Here is an 856-nt window from a genome sequence, read left to right on the forward strand (position 1 = left end):
GAGAAAGTCGCCCTGCAACACCTGTTGCAACGCATTCGTGCCGACGGCGTCAGCCTGCTGCTGATTGAGCATGATGTAAGGCTGCTGATGGGATTGTGTGACCGCCTGACCGTGCTGGATTACGGCCGTGTGATCGCCTGCGGCACCCCGGATGAGGTCCGCCAGCACCCTGACGTTATCCGCGCTTACCTCGGAGGAGAAATTCATGTCTGAACCACTGCTCAGTGTAAAAGGGCTGACCGTCTCCTACGGCGGTGTCCAGGCCGTGAAAGGCATCGATTTCCACCTGAACGAAGGTGAACAGGTGACGCTGATCGGTGCCAATGGTGCAGGGAAAACCTCCACCCTGCGGGCCATTACCGGCTTACAGCCCTGGCAGGGTGAGATCCGCTTTGCCGGGCAGTCGATTGCCGCCATCCCGCCGTGGCAACTGATGAAACAGGGGCTGGTGATGGTGCCGGAAGGCCGGGGCGTGTTCAAACGTCTGACGGTGCTGGAAAACCTGCAAAGCGGGGCGTATCTGCGCCGTGACCGCGCACAGCTGGCAACGGATATGGAGGAGATCTTTAGCATTTTTCCCCGGCTGGCCGAACGCCGCCGCCAGATCGCGGGCCTGCTGTCCGGCGGTGAGCAACAGATGCTGGCAATGGGCCGTGCCCTGCTGAGCAAACCCCGGCTGCTGATCCTCGACGAGCCTTCTATGGGGCTGGCTCCGATTATGGTCGAGACCATTTTTAACACCATCGCCAGGTTAAGCCGTGACGGCATGACCCTGCTGCTGGTGGAGCAGAATGCCCGTCTGGCATTGCAGGTTACCCAGCGTGCCTGCGTGCTGGAAAGCGGAATCCTGTCATTG

1 protein-coding gene and 1 pseudogene are annotated in these 856 nt (G+C 60.5%); both read left to right on the forward strand.

Annotated features, from left to right (window positions below; translation table 11 throughout):
- Positions 1-213 (forward strand): annotated as a pseudogene (locus WH277_RS02630) (ABC transporter ATP-binding protein); the annotation flags it as partial.
- Positions 206-856: ABC transporter ATP-binding protein (locus WH277_RS02635; RefSeq protein ID WP_339504251.1), on the forward strand; the 651-nt coding region annotated here is incomplete at its 3' end. The pseudogene WH277_RS02630 and the gene WH277_RS02635, both read left to right, overlap by 8 nt.

The sequence above is a fragment of the Erwinia sp. MYb416 genome (genome assembly GCF_037479575.1).
Lineage (GTDB): Bacteria > Pseudomonadota > Gammaproteobacteria > Enterobacterales > Enterobacteriaceae > Erwinia > Erwinia rhapontici.